At 44.5% G+C, this 16,133-nt stretch carries 6 protein-coding genes; all 6 read right to left on the bottom strand.

Features of this window, described 5'->3' with window-relative positions:
• Positions 1-28: 28 nt before the first annotated feature.
• The gene (locus QUA25_RS08170) at positions 29-5,416 is read right to left on the bottom strand and encodes an AAA family ATPase (protein ID WP_333036951.1); all 5,388 of its coding nucleotides are present in this window, start codon (positions 5,414-5,416) and stop codon (positions 29-31) included.
• A 161-nt stretch (positions 5,417-5,577) separates the two neighbouring features.
• Positions 5,578-10,956 (bottom strand): AAA family ATPase, encoded by a 5,379-nt coding sequence (locus QUA25_RS08175; protein WP_333036952.1) that lies wholly within the window; start codon positions 10,954-10,956, stop codon positions 5,578-5,580.
• A gap of 499 nt (positions 10,957-11,455) precedes the next feature.
• On the bottom strand, positions 11,456-12,469 hold the full coding sequence (gene cydB / locus QUA25_RS08180) for a cytochrome d ubiquinol oxidase subunit II (protein WP_333036953.1): 1,014 nt from the start codon (positions 12,467-12,469) through the stop codon (positions 11,456-11,458).
• 8 nt (positions 12,470-12,477) lie between these two features.
• Complete coding sequence (locus tag QUA25_RS08185; RefSeq protein WP_333036954.1) at positions 12,478-13,920, bottom strand: cytochrome ubiquinol oxidase subunit I; 1,443 nt, start codon at positions 13,918-13,920, stop codon at positions 12,478-12,480.
• A gap of 382 nt (positions 13,921-14,302) precedes the next feature.
• On the bottom strand, positions 14,303-14,776 hold the full coding sequence (locus QUA25_RS08190) for a hypothetical protein (RefSeq protein WP_333036956.1): 474 nt from the start codon (positions 14,774-14,776) through the stop codon (positions 14,303-14,305).
• Entirely contained in the window at positions 14,751-15,956 is a 1,206-nt protein-coding gene (locus tag QUA25_RS08195; RefSeq protein ID WP_333036957.1) for an urease accessory protein UreH domain-containing protein, read from the bottom strand. Before QUA25_RS08195 ends, QUA25_RS08190 begins: the two co-directional genes overlap by 26 nt.
• Positions 15,957-16,133 lie beyond the last annotated feature (177 nt).

The following is a 16,133-nucleotide window of genomic DNA, read 5'->3' on the forward strand; positions in this document are numbered from 1 at the left end:
TTTTACCAATATGAGAGGCTCCCTAGTCTTATCCTTTCATCGGCAATGATATCGTAAACTCCGTCCCTTCTCCTAATACAGAATTTACCTCGATTGTACCGCCGTGTTTTTCAACTACAATCTGCCGTGCGATCGCCAAACCCAACCCCGTGCCTTTACCCACACCTTTAGTTGTAAATAAGTGGTCAAAAATCTGACCTTTTATCTCCTCTGATATCCCTGGCCCGCTGTCAGAAATGCGAATCGTCACCCACTCCTTAGACTTCATTTCTGTCCGAATCGTAATGCAATTGGCTGGGGCTTTAATCTTCTCTAAACTCCGTTCCCGATTTGATTCTTCCAGTGCATCAATGGCATTTGCCAATATATTCATAAACACCTGATTTAATTGTCCGGGGAAGCAATCCACTGAGGGCAAGTTCCCGTACTCTTTCACAACTTCAATCGCTGGACGCTGTTCGTTCGCTTTCAATCTGTGTTTGAGAATCAAAATCGTACTGTTAATTCCGTCATGAATATTGAAAGGCACTTTGTAATCTTTGTCGGCTCGGGAGAAGGTACGAAGACTGGTGCTGATGCCTTGGATGCGATCGCACCCGATTTGCATCGAATTCAACATTTTGGGTAAATCTTCTAAGATATATTCGATATCGCTCTCTTCAGCTTTTTCTTCAATCTCCTCACCCGGACTGGGAAATTTTTCTTTATAGAGTTGCAAGTATTCTGTAATATCTTTGACGGCGGCGATCGCTTCATGAATATTGCCAGAAATAAATCCGACTGGATTATTAATTTCATGGGCAACTCCGGCCACTAAATTCCCCAAAGCCGACATTTTTTCGCTCTGCACTAATTGCAGTTGAGATTGTTCCACCTGGTGAGCGTAGTCCTGGGCTTGCTGATACAATCGCGCATTTTCTAGGGAAATGGCAGCCTGGGTGCAGAGGAAGTTGAGGATGAGGAGACGATCGCGAGTAAACACTCCTTTCGTCGAGCTATGTTCGAGATAAAGTATGCCAACTAAGTTCCCGCGATCGAGAATCGGAGTACATAGCATACTCTGAGAGTGATACTGGAGCGTACAATCATTCATTAAACCCGGAATATCGGTCTTGCCACCTTCAACAACCACAGTTTCCAGGGTGTGTTTGACATAATAAACCAGCTTGAGCGGAATCACCGCCGAGCCGTCTATAGATTGGGTTTGCAGCAGGGTAGTGGGTGTCTGGTTATCTGGGTTGATGTGAGTTATTGCCCGGATTTGCCATTCATCCTGATGGGGGAGTAGCAAAGCACAAGTTTCGGCGCCCGAAGTTTTTAAAATAATTTGGTTGAGGGTGTCGAGCAATTCATCAAGCTGAATTTTACTGGATAAAGCTTGAGCAGCTTGCACAATAGATGCGAAATCTAGGGCCTCGGAAATACTGGTGCTGCTATTACTGGAAGTCTGCGAAGAGTGGCTAATCGTTGCTAGCGTCTCTAGAGGATTAAAGCGAAGTTTGGGCTGATTCAGGATGGGATGAAGTAATTGGGGATAGCGTTGTTCTAAGTCTTCAACCTTGGCTAGTGCACCCCAACGGGCATAACAGTAATATGCCTCCTGCATATAGCTGGCGGCAACTTTTTCTTTGCCCCACTCCCAGTAGAATTTGGCAGCTAATTCGTTGGCTAATCCTTCCTCTTGGATAAAACCGTTTTCCTTGGCTCCTTTAATTGCTAGATCGTAAAATTCTAGAGCTTCTGTTTTGCGAGCAAGAACGCGATTTTTTTCGGCTTCAACTAAATGATATTTGTGCAAGTAATTCATCGGGCCATAATCTGCCCAGTCTTTGAGCTTGGCTTGATTTTCTTCCATGCGCTGCCATCGCGGCTCTGACTGGGACATCGATTCACCAAGAGTGGCCAGCAGGTTCAGAGAATCATAGAAGTAGAAGATCGGTTCAACAATACTTCCCATCCCTCCAGCCAAATAGTGTCGCGTTTGAGCGGCATCGTGTTCTGCTTTAGCAAAGTCTTCCAACCAGTAATTCAATGTGAATCGATACAAGTAGAAGAAGGATAGTCGGTAAAAATCGACTTTTGCCTGAGCCAGGACTTGTTCTTCATAGTCATCCTGGCGTAAAGGAATCTCGTCCTCTGACTGACCCAAGAGAATTTGAGCCGCCTGCAAGTAGGCCAACACACAGTTTGCTGCTGTGACTTGGTGGAGGTCGCACAACTGTTGGTAATAGGCGCGAATTTGCGGTTCGAGTTCAGCTAGCGGTTGACCGTACCAATAAGCATTGAAACAGTACAACTGGGCATCGTAGCCCATAAATTCTAGATTGCCTGTTTCTAATCCAGCTTGATAGCCATCGAGAAGAATCGGCAGCGTTTCTTGCAAATGGATCGTCCAAGAACCCACATAGGCCCCCATTAACATGGCGGTTGCGGCTCGAATGTTTTTGGCATCGGGTTCTAAGGCGAGTTGGTATCCTAATTGCCCAAACTGAGGCACCATTGTCATGTCGCCCCACAGCATCCTCAGTTGGAAGGCGTAACCCACGTAGCAAAAAGCGGAAACCGGACTATTGCCGAATTGAATAGACAGCTTGGCTTGGAGCGCTACGACTAGGAAATAAAGCTTTGTTCCTGACATATAACAGACGGGTGTCAGCCGAGCCGCATTTTGCATAATGGCTAATTGCTGGGGGTCGGTCATTTTCGGCAGATGAAAGAATGACTCAATGGAGCGACCCTCAATTAGGGCATCAATTTCTTGCTTCACCTGCCGAATATCGTCTAGGGTTGGTTCATCTGGTAGGTTTACGCCTAACATTTGGAAGACCGATTGACCGATCGCGATCGCCTCGATAAATTTATTGTGGGCGACCAATGCCTGGATTTTAACTTGATAGACTTGCACCTGTTCTAAAGGTGTTTTCGCACGATCGATCACGGCTTCAATCCACTGGTGCATTTGCTCAAAATCGCCGGCTAAAAAAGCCACCTCGGCAGCTAAGTCGTGCAGGGATAGGGTCATTTCGTAATGCCGTTCCCAAGCGTCTGTTCCCAGCAGTTGCAGCCCCACTGTGGCATATTCGCGGGCTGCTTGATAGGCAGTTGCCGATCTCGCTTTGCGGCAAGCTATGAGGTTGAGTTGGGCGAGTTCCTCCCTTTCCTGTTGTTCTACAACCAGCGTCGTGCCGTAGTTCAACTGATTGACTAATTCAAAAATGCGTTCTTCTCTGGCTTCTGCTGAAATCTGTTGCAGCAGCAGTTGCCCGATTTGATAATGGGCGATCGCGCGTTCTGCTTCCGGAATCAAAGAATAAGCGGCTTGTTGGACGCGATCGTGCAAGAAGCGATAGGCAACCGTTTGAGAAGTAGCTCGATCATCGTCGATTTTTTCTTCTTCCCCTACATAAAATTTATAAATCTCACTCTGAGGTAAAACAAAACCTTCCTGTAAAGTTTTCCACAAAGCCGTTGCCGTTCCCGTCTCCGAGATTTCCGAAACAATTGCTAATGTTGTCAGATCGAACTGATTGCCAATGCAAGCTGCTAATTTTAAAATATCCTGACTTTCAACTGGCAATTTCTGTAACTGCTGCGCCATGAATTCAACTACATTATCCGTCAGTGCTGCTTCGGTAATTTTGCTAATATCGCACTGCCAATATCCTGCTTTAATATCAAAAATGATCAATTCATCTTGATGCAATGCCTTGAGAAACTGCGTCGCAAAAAATGGGTTTCCTTTTGTCTTCTGATACACCAACTCCGTCAGCGGTTCTGCTAACTTAGGAGAACAATTCAGCGTATCTGCTACTAATTGATTCAAACTGGTTCGAGCCAGAGGTGCTAGTGTAATGGTATTTACTATTGCCCCGATTTTTGTGACTTCATCTAAAGTCAACATTAAGGGATGGGCAGCGGAAACTTCATTGTCTCGATAGGCTCCAATTAGTAGCAGGTGACTTGACTGGGATTCACCTATGAGCAACTGCATCAACTTTAAAGATGCCGAATCAGCCCACTGCAAATCATCCAGAAACATCACTAAGGGATGCTCTTTTGTGGTAAAAACAGAGATAAATTTTTGGAAGAGCAAATTAAACCGATTTTGAGCAGCCATCCCTGACAATTCTGGGGCTGGGGGTTGTTGTCCGAGAATCCGTTCTAGTTCAGGAATGACTTCAATAATGACTTGTCCGTTGTCACCAAGGGCTGCTAAAATTTTGGTTTTCCATGCTTGGAGTTGGAGATCGCTTTCACTGAGCAATTGTGTCATTAAATCGCGGAATGCTTGCACAAATGCCGAAAAGGGAATATTGCGATTGAACTGGTCAAATTTACCTTTAATGAAATAGCCATGCTGTCGGACAATGGGTTTTTGAACTTCATTAACCACAACGGTTTTTCCTATGCCGGAAAAGCCTGCAACGAGCATCATTTCGCTGTTGCCTTCTGCTACTCGTTCAAAGGCTTCTAAAAGTTGCTGTATTTCTCGTTCTCGACCGTAGAGTTTTTCGGGAATCAGGAAGCGATCGCATATATCTCGCGTTCCTAACTCAAATGTTTCAATCTTTCCAGTTTCTTGGTACTGCTGCAAACACCGTTCTAAGTCATACTTCAATCCCTTGGCACTTTGATAGCGTTTTTCGGCATTCTTTGCCATCAGCTTCATCACCATATCCGAAACTACCTGCGGGATTTCTTGGCTGTTTATTGCAAGAGGTTGTTTGGCAATATGGCAGTGAACCAACTCCATGGGGTCGTCACATTCAAATGGCAGTTTTCCTGTCAGCAGTTCGTAAAATGTGGCTCCCAGAGAATAAAAGTCGGTGCGGTAGTCGATGCCTCGGTTCATTCTTCCGGTTTGTTCGGGAGAAATATAGGCGAGGGTTCCTTCTAAGATGTTGGGATTTTGAATTTCTTGAGTTTCTCTCGGCAGTAGGGAGGCGATGCTGAAGTCAATTAGTTTGACTTGTTTGGTTTCCGGATGTATTAGGACGTTAGCTGGCTTAATATCTTTGTGGATGACTCGGTTTCGGTACAATCCGTCAAGGATGTCAGTTATTTGAATGGCAATTTCCAATATTTCTGCCAGAGTCAGCGCTTGCTTTTGGGCGTAGTCTCGTAGAGAAATACCGCCAAAATCCTCCATCACTAGGGCATAGCTGTGGCGATAGGATTCCAAATTGTAGGGTTCAACGACTCCCGGCAGACGTAGATTTTTGGCGATGGTGTACTGGTTGCGGAATTGCAGCAGTTCGCTGAAGCTGGGATAGTCTCGATTTAATAGTTTAATGACAACTGGAAGCTGATCTGTTTCTCGGATAGCTCGATAAACTAGGGTTCTCGAACCACAGTATAATTGCTCAACCAGATGATATCCTGAAACTCGCTTCGTCAAATCCACTGCTGCACTCATCTGGATTACCCCATCTCAGACATTGAATATTGTAACTAATTATACACTTTTATAGGTTTAGTCTGAGGAAAATAGAACTGCGAAATCCCCAGGCGACAGACTCTACCGCTTTTATTTATTTTCTTTTTTGAAGAGAAAGATAGCGAGCTATCAAGATAGTCTTATCCTTTCATCGGCAATAAAATTGTAAACTCCGTCCCTTCTCCCAATAGAGAATTTACCTCGATCGCCCCTCCATGTTTCTCAACCACAATTTGACGAGCGATCGCCAATCCCAACCCCGTCCCTTTCCCTACTTCCTTGGTAGTAAATAACTCATCAAAAATCTTCTCTTGCACTGCTTCATTCATGCCCACACCGTTATCTTTAATGCAAATAATCGCTTGTTTTTTGTCCAGAGAAAGGTCGGTTTTAATGGTAATCTTATTGACAATTTCTGCATAATGTCGTCCTTGATTTGATTCATCCAAAGCATCGACCGCATTACCTAACAAATTCATAAATACTTGATTCAACTGTCCGGGATAACACTCCACTTGTGGCAAATTTCCATATTCCCTAATCACTTTGATTTCTGGACGAGTTTCGTTAGCCTTGAGCCGATGTTTCAGGATCATAATGGTGCTATCGATGCCATCGTGGATATTGCAAACTACGGGATAGTTAGTATCGGCACGGGAGAAGGTTCGTAGACTGGTACTAATATCCCGAATCCGCTTCACGCCTTCCCGCATCGAACCTACTAATTTCGGTAAATCTTCCCGGATGTATTCCAGATCGATGTTCTCGATTTCTTCTTGAATTTCTGGGTCGAGTGGCGAATATTTTTCTTCATACAAATCGAGCAATCCAAACAAATCTTTGATATGATCTAAGGCTGGTTGAATATTACCAACCAAAAAACCAACTGGATTATTAATTTCGTGAGCAACGCCAGCCACTAAGTTTCCCAATGCTGACATTTTTTCGCTTTGAACTATTTTTATTTGTGCCTGCTTCAGATCGGTAAATGCTTGTTGAGATTCTTGATACAAACGGGCATTTTCTAAGGAAATAGCAGCTTGAGAAGCCAGCAAATTTAGCACTTCAATGCGATCGCTCGTAAATGCCCCAACCGTCAGATTATTTTCCAGGTAGAGAACTCCTATCAACTGCCCTTGATTAAGAATTGGAATACACAGAACACTTATCGGCTGGTGCTGTTCAATATAGCAATCGCCCGCAACCTGGGAACTTACCCTAGCATCGACTATTACCAAAGGTTTCAAACTACGCTTGACAGTGTTAACCAAACTAATCGCTACATCCTGACTAGATTCTAGAGGTATTGCTGGTAATAGCTCAGGTTCCTGTCCCTCTGCTACAAGAGCCGCTACCTGTAAATACTGTTTTTGTTTGAGCAATAAGACACACTTAGTTGCCCCAGCATTCGCGATCGCTATTTTTAAAAGAGTAGTCAGGAGTTTATCTAGTTCAATTTCCCCAGAAATGGCTTGAGAGGCGTCGATCAGAGTAGGCAAATCGAGAAATTCAGAGTTGCTGCTAGAAGAGTTGGTATTATAAGTAATTGTTCCGCGGGCGATCGTTTCCTTTAATGAACTAAAGGCTTGAGCTTGCTGAAGGATAATACCGAGTAGGCGAGGATAACGTTTTTCCAAATCCTCAATTTTGGCTTTAGCTCCCCATCGGGCATAACAATAATACGCTTCAATCATGTAGGCTTGAGCTACTTTTTCTTTGCCCCATTCCAAGTAGAATTTAGCTGCTAGTTCGTTGGCGAGGGCTTCTTCGTTGATGAAGAGATTTTCTTTAGCGAGTTGGATAGCGCGATCGTACATTTCCAGTGCATCTGCCTTGTAACCCAAAACCCGCTGCCGTTCTGCTTCAACCAAATACCACTTATGCAGATGATTCATCGGAGCATTTTGCGCCCACTGGTGCAGAGTCGTTTGATGGGTTTTCACCTGAGTGAGAATATCAGCTTGCTCAATTTCAGGATGCGTGGGAAACACGGCCAGATGCGTCAGGGCTGCATAGAAATGGAAAATGGGAATAAAAATACATCCTGGTACTGCTATCAAATATGGCTGGGCTTGGCTAATGTAATTGCTCCCATCTTGGTAGTTACCAAAAAAGTAAGCAAGCAACAGTTTGTAGATATAAACCTCGGCGATGGCAGTGAATTCATAATCCTGATTATGCTTAGGCATCATCACTGTTTCATCGTAGGCTTTGCCGATTAAGCAATCCGACAGAATCTCGACTTCCTTTAAGTTATTCACCGTCTGGCGCACCATATCTACATAAATCTGAGCAGAATATTGCTTTACCTGAGCCAAGGCGGTGCTGTAACTTGCTATTTCTGATTCCAAATTGCTCAGTTCTACTCCACTGAAAAAGTTCATATAGCTGTAAGTGACCATGCTGTAGCCAGCACTTAGAAAATCGCCAGTTTCCATGCCCAACCTATAGCTATCTTTCGTCGTCAGCATCACTGCCCTCATTGCTTCTTTGCGATGCTGAATAAAGGCTCCAAATAGATTCAGAATCATGGACTTGAATTCCCGGACATTGAACCTATCAAGCAATAAGAGTGCCAATTTACCAAAGGCATACCCCGTTTCCACATCTCCCAAAAAGGCACACAACACCAGTCCGTGAATGCCATACCCCACCGTCGATGCTGGCGCATTCCCAAAGGAGAGCGATAAACTCACCATCTTGCAGCTAAGTAGGGGCAGCAAACCGGGCATTCCCAGAAAGATAGGAGAATATAATGTTGCTAATAGTGGCATGGCAGCCTGAGCCTTGGCATCAGTTATCACCGGCAGATTAACTAGCTCTTCAATCCGTCTACCTTGGAGTTGGCTGGCAACGGCTTCTAGCGCTTTACCAATCAAGGCTTCGTCAGCTTCGGTGGGGAGTTCAACCCCCAATTGCCAGAGTGCATCTCTTGCTACTGCAATGGCTTCTAGTGACTTGCTCTGTGCTGTCTGGGCGGCGATTTGAATCTCGTAAATTTTGATTTTGTCTAAGATTGTCTGGGCTGCTTGCAACACTTGTACTGCTATCTCTTCCATGCCGTCAAAGTCAGCATTCAAATAGGCGGCTTCAGCAGCAGCAACATAGAGGTTCAGGGTTAATTCATACTGCCTTTGCCAGCAGTTGGCTGTTAGTAGATTAATGCCTATTTGCAGATAAACTCTGGCTGCCGTGTAGGCGGTAGAATTTCTGGCTTTACAACCGGCTGCCAAGTTCAGTTTAGCTAAGGCTTCTCGTTCGCTATGTTGGGTAATTAACTCAATTCCTCGATTCAAATGCCCGATAATATCAAACAGTTTTTCTTCTTGCTCTATTTTTGAACAATTTTGCTGAAGTAATTGTCCGATTTTGAGATGAGTTGCTTTTTTCTGTGAATCGGGAATGAGTGAATATGCGGCTTGCTGGACGCGATCGTGTAAAAATCGATAAGTTGGATTAGCTGAAGCCTTGAAAACTTCATCACTATCCGATTCCGTAAAGAACTTATAGACTTTTGTCGTGGGAATCACCAAACCTTCCTGCAATGCTTTCCATAAAGCAGTAGCCGTCATTCCCGCAGATTGCTCACTGACAATTACTAACGTATTCAAATCAAACTGCGCTCCTATACAAGCCGCTAATTTGAGAACCTCCTGAGTTTCTGGCGGCAACTTCTGCAATTGCCAAGCCATGAATTCAACGACATTATCAGTGATGGCTAAGGCTTTGACTTGGGCAATATCACACTGCCAATGCCGAATATTCCAATTAAAGCTAATTAGCTGAGCGTCATGTAATGCCTTGAGAAACTGAGTGGCAAAGAAAGGATTACCCTGAGTTTTTTGATACACTAATTTTGTTAAAGGTTGCGCCAGAGATGATTCGCAATTCAGTGTATCTGCTACCAACAAATTCATATCTGGTTGGCTTAACGGTTGCAAAGTAACCGTATTCACTATTGCCCCATTTTTAACTATCTCATCAACTGTTAGGATAAATAGATGCACTGGCGAAACTTCATTATCTCGATAGGCACCCAATACTAATAAATATCCTGTATCCATCATCAATAATTGTAGCAAATTCAGGGAGGCTGAATCCGCCCATTGCAAGTCATCCAAAAACATCACTAAAGGATGTTCTTTGCTCGTGAAAACTTGCACGAATTTCTGCATTAACAGATTAAAGCGATTTTGGGCGGCACTTCCTGACAATTCTGTTGCAGGAAGTTGAGCGCCAATTATACGTTCTAGCTCAGGAATCACGTCAATCAAGACTTGTCCGTTGTCTCCCACTGCTGCTAAAATCTTGGTTTTCCATGTTTGCAGTTCGGTATCCGATTCTGATAGCAATTGACCCATTAAGTCGCGGAAGGCTTGCACAAAGGCACTGAATGGAATGTTGCGTTGAAATTGATCGTATTTGCCTTTGATAAAATAACCGCGCTGACGGACAATGGGTTTATGAACTTCATTGACAACGGCGGTTTTCCCAATTCCCGAAAAACCTGCTACTAGCATCATTTCGGTGCTACCTGTGCTGACTCGCTCAAAGGCAGCTAATAGTTTATCAACTTCTTTTTCTCTACCGTAGAGCTTTTCGGGGATAGTAAAGCGATCGCTAATATCTCGCTTTCCGAGTTCAAAAGATTTTATATGGGCGGTTTTTTGTAGAACTAAACAAATCTCTAAATCGTGCTTGAGTCCTAATGCACTCTGATAGCGATTTTCGGCATTTTTTGCCATCAGTTTACTGACAATTTCCGATAAGATCGGGGGAATTTCAGGATTAATGTGATGGCTCGGTTTCGACTGTTTGGCGAGATGAAAATGCACCACTTTCATCGGATCATCCGAGATAAATGGCAACTTTCCTGTCAACAATTCATAAAAAGTTACACCCAGGGAGTAAAAGTCACTGCGGTAGTCAATGCCTCGATTCATCCGTCCTGTCTGTTCGGGGGAGAGATAGGCTAATGTACCTTCTAAAATATTCGGATTCTGGATTTCTTGGGTTTCTCGTGGTAGGAGGGATGCAATACTAAAGTCAATTAGTTGAATTTCTTGGGTGTCGGGGTTAATGAGAATATTAGCGGGTTTAATATCTTTGTGAATGACTCGGTTTTGGTAGAGATAGTGAATAATGTCTGTTAGTTGTATGGCGAGTTGGAGAAATTCTGCTAAAGGTAAAGCTTGAGATGGTTGGGTTTCATTTGTTGCTGTTTTGAGATAAGTAGCTAGGGAGACTCCGCCAAAGTCCTCCATTATTAGGGCATAGCTATTCTGGTATACTTCCAGCGTTAGGGGTTTGACGATGTGAGGGAAGTCTAGATTTTTGGCAATGGTATATTGGTTGCGAAACTGGACGAGCTCGTTGAAGGAGGGGTATTCGTTTCGCAGCAGTTTGATGACGACTGGGTATTGGTCACGGGTACGGATGCCTCGATAGACTAGGGTACGTGTACCTACATAAAGTTTCTCTGTAATCTCGTAACCTGATAAATTGGCGATCGCATCCATAACTGGTTAACCCTCTCTTATAAAAAAGTTAAATTAAAACCTTCTCTTATATTATATTTTATTATGTGACAAAGATAGCGATCGCAAACTCTGCATCCTGGGTAGGGACAGAATTAACTGTAATTTTTTCCCAATGTTTCTCAACTATTATTTGACAGAAAGCAATTTGCTCCGGGGCCCCTGGATTCATCCGTGGATCTTTGAAAACAGCTCCGCATCCTGATCATAACCCCCGGACTCATCCGTGCGAGCAATCTCAAATCTCAAATCTCAAATTTCAAATTTCAAAGTGCATGGCGTGCGATCGCTAATTCTCGACCAGTTCCTTTCCCTATTCTGCACTATTGGCGCTAAGTTATGTATAGTATGGTTGCGTAAGTTGTGATGGTTTTGGAAAACAATAATTTGTAATTTTCAACCGCAAATATACGCAGATAAACCCGGATCTAGTGTTGAGCTTATCTGCGTATATTTGCGTGATCTGCGGTTGTATTATGCTTTATTCGCCGTAGTGGCCGCCGACAACCTTACCCCGAAACACAACATAATTGTAGATGTTGTAAAAAATCATAATCGGGAGCAGAACGCCCATAAACACAATCATAAATACCAGGGCGCTGGGCGAAGCTGCGGCTTGGTAAATCGTGATTTGTGAGGGAATAATGTAGGGAAAAACAATCAATCCCAAGCCGATGAAAGTAAGCAGAAAAATCAGAATCGTCCAGACAAACGGCGTGCGTTCTTCTTTATTTGCAAGACTTTTTAGCAGCAGTCCTACCAACAGCACTCCCAGCAAAGGAATCGCGGCAAAGACATAAACTAGCGGTTTCTCAAACAACCTGGATCTAGCACTTTCGTAAAAAATCGGAGTGGCGATCGTAATTAAAATCGCTCCGATTAAAGTTGTCACCGCCGCAATTTTAGCCGTGCGATAGTGATTTGTTTGCAGTTCGCCCTCTGTTTTCATAATTAGATAGGTTGAACCGATCAAAACATAGCCTTGAATCAGCGTCAAAGCCACCAAGATCGATCGCCAATCCAGCCAATCCCAAGTAGAACCTACAAAGTGACCGGCTTCATCAACCGCAATGCCTTCGAGTACGGCACCCAAGGCAAATCCTTGAGCTAAAGCTGCTAAAAAACTGCCAGCACCAAAAGCATAATTCCAGAGTAATTTGCGATTAGAATGCTCGCGAAATTCAAAGGCTACAGCCCGAAATATCAAACCAAAAAGCATCATGCAAATCGGTATGTAGAGCGCTGTCAAAATCGTACCGTAAGCGAGGGGAAATGCGCCAAATAAAGCGCCTCCCATCAACACCAGCCAAGTTTCGTTGGCATCCCAAACGTTGCCCAAACTCGTCATTAAAATGCCCCGGCGTTCCTCGTCGGAAGCAGTCAGAGACAGGATGCCTACTCCTAAGTCAAAACCGTCTAGCATGACATATAGCAGGAGAAACAAAGCCAAAACTACAAACCAAACTTGTGGGAGAAAATGCTCCAAAGCTTGCATAAAATCTCCTATTGTTGTGCTTCTACGGGACGTTGATCGGGAATGTGTTCTGCAGGTTGACTTTCGATTGCAGGTTCATTGTCTAAACCTGGCACAGGCAGACTTAAATTCGGCCCTTTGCGGATAATTCTGCTGCCAAAATACAAGGCACAAACAAACAAAAAGCTGTAAATAACTGCAAAGAAACTTAGAGAAGTTAAAACATTGCTGGCGGGGATATTTGACACCGCATCAGCAGTGCGAATTTGCCCGTATAAAGCCCAAGGTTGTCGGCCGACACAGCGCACAATCCAACCCGATTCTACAGCAATATATCCCAGGGGAGCAGCTAATACCCAAGCGCGCATCAGCCAAGGTTGATTGCTAATATTTTCAGCAGAAAGTTTCCCTCGCATCCACTGAATTATACTGAACAGCATCAGTCCTAAAAAGAAGAATCCAATCCCGGACATGATGCGGAAACAATAGTAGATTAAACCCACCATCCGGGGTCTATCTTCTGGCTTCCATTCCTTCAATCCGAGGACGGGTTCTGATAGTTTTCGCTTAAATTCCAGAACGTATCCTAAGCCATTGGGTACGCTAATTTCCCAGTCATTTTTTTGGGCTTTTTCATTAGGCAAAGCTAGCAAAGTCCAATCGGCTGACTCTCCCGCTGGTGAGGTTTCCCACTTAGCTTCGATTGCTGCTAATTTAGTGGGTTGATAGTGATAAACTTGTTCAGCGCTCAAATGTCCGATGTATATTTGCAAAGGTGCAACGGCGATTGCTGTCGCTATGGCAATTTTTAAAGACTTGGAAAAAAAGGCTTGGTTGCGCTTATTGAGAATGTACCAAGCGCTAATTCCCCCAATGACAAACAGCGAAGTTTCTAACGTCGCAAAAAACATATGGAGAATGCTGTTTAATGCGAACGGGTTCAGAATTGCTTGGAAGTAATCGCTGACAATAAACTTGCCATTGACCATTTCTCCGCCCGCAGGAGTTTGCAGCCAAGAGTTAGCGACTAAAATCCAGACTGTGGATAGGTTAGCGCCGAAGGCTACCATGATTGTAGCGAAATAATGGACGATCGGGTGAACGCGCTCCCAACCAAACAGCATAATGCCTAAAAAGCCGGCTTCTAGCATAAACGCCATTGAAGCTTCAAAGCCTAAAATGCTGCCAAAAAAGTCACCAACCGCTTCAGAAAATGGTGCCCAATTCGTGCCAAACTGAAATTCCATCGGAATTCCTGAAGCTACTCCAATACCGAAGTTAAGGACGTAGAGTTTAGACCAAAAACGAGCGTGATGGTAGTAGTCGGGATTGCGAGTTTTCAGCCACATTCCTTCAACAATTACCAGATAAATCCCCATTCCAGTTGTCAGAACTGGCCACAGCATATGGAATATGGCGGTTAGCGCAAATTGCATCCGCGATAGGGCCACGGTGTTAGATAAGATATCCATCGTTATATCCTTTGGTCAGTTCAAGAGACGTTAGCTTGCACAAATCTCATAATGGACACTGACAAGGTAACGCAGAAATTTACTTAGTGCAGAATGCACCGACTTATCTTTATTAAAAATTAAGATTTGCTGTTTGAAGGAAGAATGAAGAAGCAAAGCGCAATAAAATCAATGGTTTCAGCAATTAAGCACGTCCTAAGCCTCTTGGTAGTTGCTATAATAGTAATTTAACTAAATTATAGGTCGCGTGTCCCCCTTAACTTCAAATAGAAAACTTGCTCTCAATCTTCCTCTTATTTTCTCCTCTCGGCGCTCTCTGCGCTCTCGGCGGTTAATTTACATAAAATCTCTACCGAATCAGTCCTTAAAATCTCAAATGGTATTACCTAACGGTGACAGTGTAACTCAGTTTAAACGGTTTAAAATTAGCTGGGTTTTTGGCTGTTCCGCTCAAGTTAAGCTGGTAAATGCCAGCCTTGGGAAATACGATATCAGCCCCCGGAATCCCTTGATATTTCTCGGCTGATATGGCTTTTAAAGGCGGCTGCATTAGTGGCTTATCGCCTTCTGGGCGCTCTTTTGGATAAACCGCTAATTTGCAATTGCACTGCTCTAAGGGGATAATTTTGCCGCCCCGGCGAGTCAGCGCAAACCACACTCTCGCAGACTGTCCGGCGCGAGGGTTGTGGTTTGGTTCTAGGTGAAAGGTAGCGGCTACATCTCCGGATACTTCGACTTCGTGGGCTAAAACTGAAATCGAGTTTAACTGCGGCGCACTGGGAATTGCTGCTTCAATTAGCAATCCCAAAAATACTAACAATCCTAAACTTTTACTTTTGTTTGAGAGGGGAAACATAGAAATTCTCTAGTGATAAAAGTGACCAAAACAAGCGCGATCGCACAAACATAACTAACACCGTAACCACCGCTAAAACGGCTGTCAGCAGTTGATTGTGCAACTTCCATTCAAAACCGCCGAGATAGTGGGAACCGATGAGTGCAGCGTGTACAGCGCACAGCAAAAAAGCTGGAACGCTTAACAGGTGAAGCATTCGCCACAGTTGGCCTAAATAATTTTGAATGCGATCGCAACTTGTAACCGCTGCCGGTAGCATCAACAGCAGCGACAGCATCCCAGCCGCCATTCCCAACTGATGTTGCGGCAACATGAAGGACACAGCATCAAAATTCCATTGCAGCGTATGATCCAGCATATGAAACGTGTGGGCGACTGCTAAGACAAACGCGCCCACACCCAAGACGCGGCGATAGCGCAACAGTTGCGGCAAAAACTTGCTAACCGGACGCGCCAACAGTGCTAGCATCAAGCACAGCAGCGCTGCGTGCCCAGTAAAATCAACCATTTCATCGGTTCGCAGCAAGGTAAGAATTCCGATCGCCACCGTCACCCAACCACCCGCACGAAACAGTTGACTGCGCTTGTCGGCGCTCAATCTGCCAGCAAAAAAACTCACTCCCAGCATCGTTGGCAGCGTGCCGAGTCCAAAAGCCAGCATCGTCGCCGCACCCAAAACCGGGTTTCCGGTTTCCGCCGCCTTAATCTGGGCTGCGTAGAGGAAACCGCAGGGAATCAAACCCCAAAGCAAACCCAAAGCAATCGGCACCCACCAGTTTTTTTGTGCCGAAAGCTTGCTCATTGCTTGTCCGACTCGATCGTGCGACAGCGGGTGCAATCGGGGCAATCCCGGCAGCAAGTTCGGTTTAATTTGCCCTACTCCGAACCAAATCAGCATCGTGCCCGTCAGAAGTGCGATCGTCCGCCGCAATTCGCTACCCGTACCTGCCAAAAGTCCGCCAGCAATTAACACCGAACCCAGTCCGCCAATTGCAGCACCAACCAAAGCGTAAGCAGTAATTCTCCCCAAATTTAGCAGCAAATGAAAGCGGAAAGTCGCTAATTTATCGTTGCGGGAATTAGAAAGAGAAAACGCCATTGTCAGCGGGCCGCACATTCCGGCGCAGTGACCGAAACTGCCGAGAAATCCCAAAATTGCAATTAGCAGCAGGTCTAGCATTTTGCTGTTTTTTTCCCAAACAACGCCATCAAGGTACTGACAAGATTTTCTTTGGCTTTTGGACGCTTTTTTCTTTACTTTTTACAAAAACTTATCTCAGCAGAGCGCTTTTGTCAAAATACAAGTTGTCCAACTTCTATCTAATCTCACCCATATTTAAAATGACTAATGACTGAT

The organism is Microcoleus sp. Pol17C6 (assembly GCF_036701145.1).
Classification (GTDB): Bacteria; Cyanobacteriota; Cyanobacteriia; order Cyanobacteriales; family Microcoleaceae; genus Microcoleus.